General features: G+C 66.7%; 9 protein-coding genes and 1 pseudogene. 4 read left to right on the top strand and 6 right to left on the bottom strand.

Annotated elements, in window-relative coordinates; all coding sequences use genetic code 11:
* Window positions 1-447, top strand: a pseudogene (locus NBY69_RS36715) (hypothetical protein); the annotation flags it as partial.
* A gap of 104 nt (window positions 448-551) precedes the next feature.
* Here the strand turns inward: NBY69_RS36715 and NBY69_RS36710 are convergent.
* From NBY69_RS36710 to mobF, 4 genes are all read right to left on the bottom strand, one after another.
* Window positions 552-755, bottom strand: coding sequence for a hypothetical protein (locus tag NBY69_RS36710; protein WP_250306624.1), 204 nt, complete (start codon window positions 753-755; stop codon window positions 552-554).
* 99 nt (window positions 756-854) lie between these two features.
* The gene (locus tag NBY69_RS36705; protein WP_250306623.1) at window positions 855-1,847 is read right to left on the bottom strand and encodes a hypothetical protein; all 993 of its coding nucleotides are present in this window, start codon (window positions 1,845-1,847) and stop codon (window positions 855-857) included.
* Window positions 1,848-2,049: 202 nt separating this feature from the next.
* Window positions 2,050-2,943, bottom strand: a complete 894-nt coding sequence (locus tag NBY69_RS36700; protein ID WP_250306622.1) for a DUF4231 domain-containing protein — start codon at window positions 2,941-2,943, stop codon at window positions 2,050-2,052.
* Window positions 2,944-3,284: 341 nt separating this feature from the next.
* Window positions 3,285-5,246 (bottom strand): MobF family relaxase, encoded by a 1,962-nt coding sequence (gene mobF / locus NBY69_RS36695; protein ID WP_250306621.1) that lies wholly within the window; start codon window positions 5,244-5,246, stop codon window positions 3,285-3,287.
* A gap of 319 nt (window positions 5,247-5,565) precedes the next feature.
* On the opposite strand from mobF, the gene NBY69_RS36690 reads away from it, so the two are divergent.
* From NBY69_RS36690 to NBY69_RS36680, 3 genes are all read left to right on the top strand, one after another.
* Complete coding sequence (locus tag NBY69_RS36690; protein ID WP_250306620.1) at window positions 5,566-5,793, top strand: hypothetical protein; 228 nt, start codon at window positions 5,566-5,568, stop codon at window positions 5,791-5,793.
* Window positions 5,794-5,859: 66 nt separating this feature from the next.
* Window positions 5,860-6,345, top strand: coding sequence for a hypothetical protein (locus NBY69_RS36685; protein WP_250306619.1), 486 nt, complete (start codon window positions 5,860-5,862; stop codon window positions 6,343-6,345).
* 148 nt (window positions 6,346-6,493) lie between these two features.
* Window positions 6,494-6,805, top strand: coding sequence for a hypothetical protein (locus tag NBY69_RS36680; RefSeq protein ID WP_250306618.1), 312 nt, complete (start codon window positions 6,494-6,496; stop codon window positions 6,803-6,805).
* Between the two features lie 69 nt (window positions 6,806-6,874).
* On the opposite strand, the gene NBY69_RS37490 is transcribed toward NBY69_RS36680, so the two are convergent.
* Both NBY69_RS37490 and NBY69_RS36670 read right to left on the bottom strand, forming a co-directional pair.
* Window positions 6,875-7,000 carry a hypothetical protein gene (locus NBY69_RS37490; RefSeq protein WP_284350406.1) on the bottom strand — a complete coding sequence of 42 codons (126 nt, stop codon included), beginning with the start codon at window positions 6,998-7,000 and terminating at the stop codon, window positions 6,875-6,877.
* Window positions 7,001-7,174: 174 nt separating this feature from the next.
* Entirely contained in the window at window positions 7,175-7,489 is a 315-nt protein-coding gene (locus NBY69_RS36670; protein WP_250306617.1) for a hypothetical protein, read from the bottom strand.
* Window positions 7,490-7,603: the final 114 nt, after the last annotated feature.

Genomic DNA, 7,603 nt, shown 5'->3' with positions numbered 1-7,603 from the left:
GCCACGGCCGTCGCCGAACGTTGTGTCTCATACCGCCAAGTAGGGCGCGTGGACGACGCCAGGCTCGACCTCGAAGTCCTGCTTCAAAAGAGTCCAGACGACAAGGACTACCTCTTCGAAAAAGCCATGCTGAACACAGTGACGCACAGGCTGGAAGCAGCTATGCCTGACTGGCGCGCCCTACTCGAATCTCCTGTTGGAGCAGACCCCCTTGGGATGGGTGGGCGTTTCCTTCCGTTCTTCAGAAGGCTCCTGCTGGAGCCTGAAGCTGATCTCCTGCCGGAGCTACGGGATACACTCAGCAGTCACGCCCACCACGACGCTGTCGTCGATCTGTTCCTGTACCTCGGGGAGCTTGAAGCTGTCCCTGGGAGCCACGTGCGCGGCGTTGCTCAATGTCGGCAATACCTGCGCGACCATTCCACGCTTCCTCTGCCCGATGCGTGACTTCCAGGAACCGCAGATCACCAGCCCAGCGTGAGCCGGCCACTGCACCCACAGCACAGTGTCGGGCAGGACGCATGCCTCAGCATCTGCGCGCCCACGTCTCGTCAGCGGCCGCCCCTTCGCCCGGCGTGCGGGCCGGGCTGCTCCGGTTGGTGCTCCCTCTGGTCGCTCTCGCGCATCGGCCGCGGTGCGGGGGAGTCCTGGTGGCCGGCGTACCGCTCTATGGTCTCGCGGGACTTGTCGGCTGCCTTGGTGAAGGCTTCCTGGAGATGGCGCAGCTGCTCAGCGGTGATCTCCAGGGACTCCACATCGGTGCGGGACTCCTTCAGGGCCCGCAGCGCTGTCAGGTCGATCGCCTGCCGGGGCTCGCTCTCCGCGTGGTCCTGTCCGGCCCCGCTGTCGTCGGGTCAGCCGAAGTCGAGCGTCTGCTGGGCGAAGTCGGCGGGGGCCGGGCTGGGCAAGGGCGGCGGTGTGCCGTCCTTGCGGGCAGCCTTCCAGCGCTCGGTCAGCTCGTCCTTCCATCCCTTGGGCGGGGGCCACGGGACGCTCCAGGCGGCGAGTTGGTCCCGCTTCCAGCCGCCGACGGGCGTGCGGGCGGTTTCGATTTCTTCAGGCGACGGCAGTTCAGACATGTGGGGTGAACGAGCGGCACGCAGTAGCTGTCCCCCAAATCCGGTGCGGAAGCGCGAGAGGTCGGCTGTCTTTTCCAGTCGAGCCCAATCCTTGGGCAGCGGAGTACTCGCATTCGCCGGGGGCTCCGTTCCGGCAGGCGCGAAGAACACCTGGCCACTGTGTTCCCACGTGGTCGACTTCAGCGCGACCCGCTCGTCAAGTACCTCCTGCCGCAGCTGCAGGACCCCGTCTTTGTGCAGTGCGCGAATGTAGTTCAGGAGCTCGATCGTTCCGACCATGGCCCAAGCGACGAGTGGCACTGCGCCCCGGAACCGCTCGAGCAGCCCGAAGGCGTCGCCTTCCTGCCGCCGTGCCATGTCGTGATGCACCACGTCCCCATAGATCCAGGCCATAGCCAACTTATGACGATCGAGACCTTTGTCCTCACCGGTGACCATGTCACTGATCATGACCCAGTACCCAGCTTCCTCCGGCGTGGATGGATCCACTCGCAGCCGCCATTCAGCGCGTGTGGCCTTCACCCACTCCGTATCCAGCGGAGACGCTTGGCAGAAGTAGCCCAGCGCTGCCAACGCCTTCTGGTAGAAGCACGCGTCACCGGTCAACAGAATCGGCCTGAGTCGTGCAGCGGCGGACTCAAGTACCTCTTCGGCCGGAAATTCCTGCCGGATCCGCGTCTCGCCATTGTCAAGCTGAACAACGCTTATTTGCACCGTGGTCAGGGCGACGAGCGCATCCCAGTCCGCAGCGAGCGAGTGCTCTTCCACTCGGCGCGCGCGTAGAACGAAAGCCTCAAGGCAGCCTTGATGCCTCGCCTCAACGATTCCCGGCTCGCCACTTCCCACTGTTGCTCCCCCCACTCGCGGCCAGCCGCTAAGTATCGACTGGGGAACAGCATGACTCGGCCCCTCTGAACCATCCACCCGATTGATCACACGGGCTTGCCCGCTTCACCAAGCGTCTCTGAGCTCAGGCGGGTGGAGGGTTTAGCGGAGCTGTCTGGTCTGCCGGCTGGTCAAGTTGTTGCTCGCGCCGCCGCTGCTCGTTGCGGAGGGCCTCCACCCGCTGTGTGAACACAGCTAGCGCCTCATCCCCCTGGTCCTGAGTGAAATGACGGTACTCCCCGACGCCTAATGCCAGCGCGTTCGTCTCTTCCTCGATGGCGTCCGCGGTCTGGCGCAAGAAGTAGCTGCGCTCCCGGTACTTGTAGTACCCGCTGAACGCGGTGGCGACGGTCACACTAAACCCGAGACAGACCACTGTGATGCTCTGCCAGTTCCAGTTCTTCGCCTCCAGCGCAGCAATCGTCGTCATCGCGGTGGAACCGATCATCACCAAGTTCTGAAGACCATTGTGAACCCGCCGGTACTTCCGGCTCTCGGTCTGGTACTGCGCGATGACCTCAGCCACATCCTCGCGGTACAACCCTCTGCGCTCCCTCAAAGGGGCCTGCGACAAGGCACTTAACAGCCGAAGGGCCTCCCGGTTTGTCTCCAAACGCTCCTGCATCTCGGTGTGGCTGCGGTCGTACCGGTCGGCTACCACGACAGGGCCGACATCCAGAAAGTTGTGCGCTTTCACGAGGTGGTCAACGGACGCCACGAGCAGAGTCAGCATCGAGAAGACCAACACCGTCACCAGTACGGCGTTCCCGGCGACCAGGGCCTTATGGTGACCGGCTTGCACGGCTGACCAGGCCACGAGTCCCGGGATGGACACAACAGCCAGAGCCAGCGCTGTCCCCCACCGCCGGGCGCGCCGCCTTTTCCAAGCAAGGTCTCGTTCGTCCTGCCTGACGGACACCTGCAGGTGTCTGATTTGCTCCGACACCGCTAACGGAGTGCCCTGCGTGCTGCTGGCCAACTCTTCTCCTGAACCTGCGGGTTATCTGACGGCGAGGATCCAAGTATCAGGTGATGCCAGGCCGTCCCTCAGGCGATCCACCCGGCTGTGACACGCCCCTTACAATCTCCGGACCTACAAAGAGGCCCACCCCGGTAGGGAGTTCCGTCACCGGTAGGCCTTCCGCGTGTAAGCGCTGGCCGGCCTCCTGACGTCGCGTGGCCGGTGAACACCGGTAGCCGGACCACCGCGCACCGGTGCGCATCGCGTGCGCGCACCGCCGATGTAAAGGCGCGGATGGTGCGCGCGCCACCGCGCGCGGTGCGGCCGGGCGGAGCGTGCGGCCTCCCTCCGAAGAGCACTCAGCGGCCGACTTCCGGCCCACTGTGCGGGCCGGGCTGCTGGGGGCGGTGCGCCCGCTGATCGTCCTCGCGCACCGGGCGCGGTGCGGGGGCGTCTTCTGGGTCGGCGAACTTCTTCGTCCTCGCACGGGCTCCGTCGCCGGCCTTCGTGAAGGCGTCCGTCACTCGGCGCAGCTGCTCGGAGGTGAAGTCCAGAGCTTCCACGTCCGTACGCGATACCTTCAGGGCCCGCAGCGCCGCCACGTCGATCACCGACCGGGGCTTGTCCTCCGGCTCCGGGCGGTCGGGGTCGGCGTCCTGGTCCGCGAGTAGCAGTTCGGGCATCGCCGCTTGCTGGTGCGCGGCGACGTCGTACGCCCGGCCCCGCACGACGGTGGTGCGTAGCTTCTCCCGCACTGCCGCGCCTGCGAGGAACGCACGGTCGTAGCGCAGCGGGACGCGGGGTATCTCCCACCCCTCTGCGTCTTGGCCGGGTGACCGGGGCGCGGTCGGGGAGAGGGTGCCCGGGTCGGCCGGGGGCAGTGGGTCCGGGTCGGGTGCGGGGGTCGGTGGGTGTCGGGCGGGTGCGAGATCGGACAGCGCCCACCGGGCGGTGTAGAGGCGGTAGCCGGCCTCCAGGCCGCGTACGGTCTTCGGCTCGCTGATGTCCAGGCAGTGGGTGGAGATGGCGGCGGCCACGATCCGGTCGTCCAGGCCGGGGTCGCGGCGGCGGCCGCGCTGGACGAGGGCGAGGTGGCGGCGGGCTTCGGCGAGCAGGTGCCTGCGGTGGAAGCGGCCGCCGTCGTTCATCACGAACACCGTCGCGGCGACGTCGACGGCCGCCAGGGCGACGTCGACCACAGCGGCGACCCGGGCCCGGATCGCGGCAGCTGCGGCGCGGGCGTACTCGAGGAGGGAGGTGATGACGTCGGCGGCGACGCCGGAGGCGAGGATCGCGCTCGTCTTCCACCACGCGCGCAGCTGCGCGAGCGGCTGGGTCTTCTGCTTGGGCGGGCGGGTCTTGCGGGCGGCCATGGCGTTCAGCTTGGCGCGGGCCCGCTCGGAGACCACGGGCAGGAACTTCGGGGTGCCGTCGTCTTTGACGGCGGTGACGTACTCGTGCTCCAGGTCCTCCCGGCAGGCGGCGATCTGGTCGCTGCGCCGGGAGGTCCAGCGGATCAGCTCGTGCGGCACTCCGGCGATCTCCATCACGGGCCGGCGCCCCAGGGTGACGGTGCGCGGCTCGGTCGCCAGCCCCAGCTCCTCGCAGACCTCAGCGGCCACGAGCTCGTTGTAGAGCGCGGAGGCGGCGACGGTGTTCTCGTACAGGGCCAGGGAGTGGATCGACCCCCACTTCCCGTCCAGGCGCTGCCCCTTCACCGACAGCAGCAGGTGGTCATGGAGCAGCGGCATCCCGGAGCGCGCCTCGTAGTGGCGGAAGCGGGCGGCGACCAGACCGCCGGGCGGCCGCACACGGTAGATGCCGTCCTTGCCGTAGCGGATCACCGCGACCTCGTCCTCGATCCACTCCAGCACCCGTACGATCGCCCGCTCGTGCGCGGCCTCGATCACCCGCCGGGTCTCCTCATCCCCCAGCGCCCACAGGAGGTAGATCGTCGGCTGCGGCCGGAACACGAAGTCGACACCGGTCACCGCCACCTGACGTCCGAGAGCGCCGGCCCGATACGCCTTCTTCGGGGACTCGCCCTTGGCGAGCAGGTCGGCCTCGATCCGGTCCGCGTCCGGGTGCCGGCCCCACTCGCCGAACAGGTTCCGCAACTGCGCCTCGGTGACTTCCTCACCCGGCGCGAGTCCGAGCGCGGCCAAGCCGCGGCCCATCCATCGCCCGGCCGGAACACCGGCTTGCTCCTGGGCGGCGCGCAGCGGCGTGCGGGCGGGCCGGCGGCCGTCGCCGACGACGGTCTGGCGCAGGTAGTAGCGGTACATCTGACCGGCTCGGATGACCTTGATATCCACTGTCATGGAGACCACGTCACACGGCTCTGACCTGCAAGAAAAGGCCGATCAGTCGTACGTCCCGTCAGGCGGGAGCAGCGGCCGAACTTTCTTCTCAGGTGCCCGCGAGGCGGGAAGCGGCCCCCGGACCGAACGCGAATGTCATCGCTCTCCGGCAGTCGTCACACCTCGGCCCGGACAACACCATCCAGCACCACTGAGCAGCATTCAGCGCCACGGCATGTTGACCGAACTAACTTCGGTGTTTTCGCAGGTCAGTTGCTGTTCCTGATAGCTTCCTGCCATGCCCGGTGAACAACGTCCCGGAAGGGACTTGAAGAGATTCGTGCTGCCCGAGATCGGTCAGCTACTGGAGACCCAAGACCCCTGGGAGCCCGTGCAGCTCCTCGACGCGTTCGGGGAGCCGATCGAGCCGGCCGCCGTGTACTTCAAAGACCTGATGGCCGCCGACAGTTCGGTGCTGACACCGCGTTCATACGGCATGGACTTGCTTCGCTGGTGGCGCTACCTTCTCTGCACTTTGCAAGTCGGGGTGCCCGCGGTGCCGCTGTAGCAGCTGTAGCAGCTGTAGCAGCTGTAGCAGCTGTAGCAGCTGTAGCAGCTGTGCGACGATCGCACGATGTTGCGCAGCCTTGAGATCACCGCGGTTCTGTCTGGGCTTGAGAAGGTTCATCGTGATCTTTTGTTCTGGAAACCCACGATCCAGCTGAACCTGGATTGCTTCGTCTGCGAGCGGGTCGGACGAACCAACGCGCTGGAGCGGGGGGCCGAGCGGGCCATCTGCTGGAGTGGCAGGAACGAGCAGCACTTCGCCGCAGCTCGGATCGCTGCGTTCGACGTGACAAGCCAGGACGACCGGCTGGCGTTGCGGACTGTGGTGGACTTCTGGTGGGCGCCGTTCAAGGACGCAAAGCGGGGCACCGACGCAACGCCGTTGAGTAATTGGGTTCGCCTGCACTACGGCAACTACTGCCCTCATCAGGAGACGTCGAGCGAAGGTTCGATCCAGACGAACGTTCGGCGGCCCACGAGTGTGTACTGCGGAGGCTGCAAGACGGAGATCGCGGTGGATGCGGAGGTTCCGTCGATTCGGCTGCTGGTCTGAGCCCTGTGCGGGACGGTGGCGCATGCCCACGGGGCTCTTTTCGGCTTCCTCTGCGGGCAGGCATGCCGAGGTCCGAGGCGATCGCCCGGCAGACCGAGGCCGCCAACCCGCCCGGCCTCGCCGGCATCAGACCCATCAGCTTCGCTCCGTGCACGGGATCGAGTTGGCACGCCACGATCTGGCTGGCCCACCACTGGGCCGCGGTCCATCGCGCCTTGGCAAGATCTTCCGAGACCAGCGGCAGCAGGCCCAACTCTTCCAGCACAAGGTCGAACAGCTCGCGGGCCTGGAGGTACTCACCACGCGCGAGGCCAGCCAGCAGGGGAAGCGAGGGAGCCTCGATGTCGGCCATCAGGGTGTCCAGGCCCAACTGGACCAGGTAAGCGTCTGGGGGACGCTGCCAGGGTTCCATGACCAGGTCTGCTGCGGCCATGCGGATCAGGCTGATCGCTACTTCTGAGTCCACGCTGTCGCCTTCTCATCATCTTTCGGTAGAGGGAAGTCCTATCACCGAGAGCCGGGTGGTTGATCAGGTGGCCAGCAGTACGCGCTTCCGTAGCAGGCTGAAACCGGCTCGGCCGAACATCTGGCGCTTGAGCATCTTGATCCTGTTGACGTGTCCTTCGACGACGCCGGAGTTCCAGGGCAGGGTCAAGGCCCCCTGCCTGTGGTCCCGCCACCGGCCGCACCGATTGTTGCCGACTGGCAGAAACGGCCGCAGCCGTTCCCACTCGGCATCCGTCAAGTCACCCCGCCCCATGCTGGAACAACGACCCACCGGTCAGACAGTCACATGATCGAGCGGGCAACCTCTAACGGGACACCTCCCTCAGGGCGTGCCACTGCCCCGCCGATTACCACCCTTGCGATAGCTCAACATCATCACGATGAGGCCGGTCAGCAGAAGCACGCTGCCGCTCAGCGACCCCCACTGGCGGGTGTCGGGGTCGCTGAGCACCCAGAAGCAGACCTGCTGCCAGCACAGGGCGAAGGCACCCACCAACTGGCCCCACCCGTAGAGGCGAGGGCGGCGGACCGGCCGCCGGTTCGTAGGAAGCACCCAGCCACGCGTAACCCCCGCTACGCCGGAGGCGGCGATGAGCAACGCCAGCAGAACAACAGGTATGGCGACGTAGAACTTCATGGTCCCTCCCTGCGCACGGACCCGCGCCGGACGCCCGCGTGATCATGACACCCGCCGCGCTGCGCGTCCACGCGCTTCCCCGCAACCCTCATGATCGGCCGGACAGGTCCTAGG

The organism is Streptomyces sp. A 4/2 (genome assembly GCF_940670765.1).
Classification (GTDB): Bacteria; Actinomycetota; Actinomycetes; order Streptomycetales; family Streptomycetaceae; genus Streptomyces.
The sequence above is the reverse complement of the archived record's forward strand: the minus strand, read 5'-3'. Positions and strand labels throughout refer to the sequence as shown.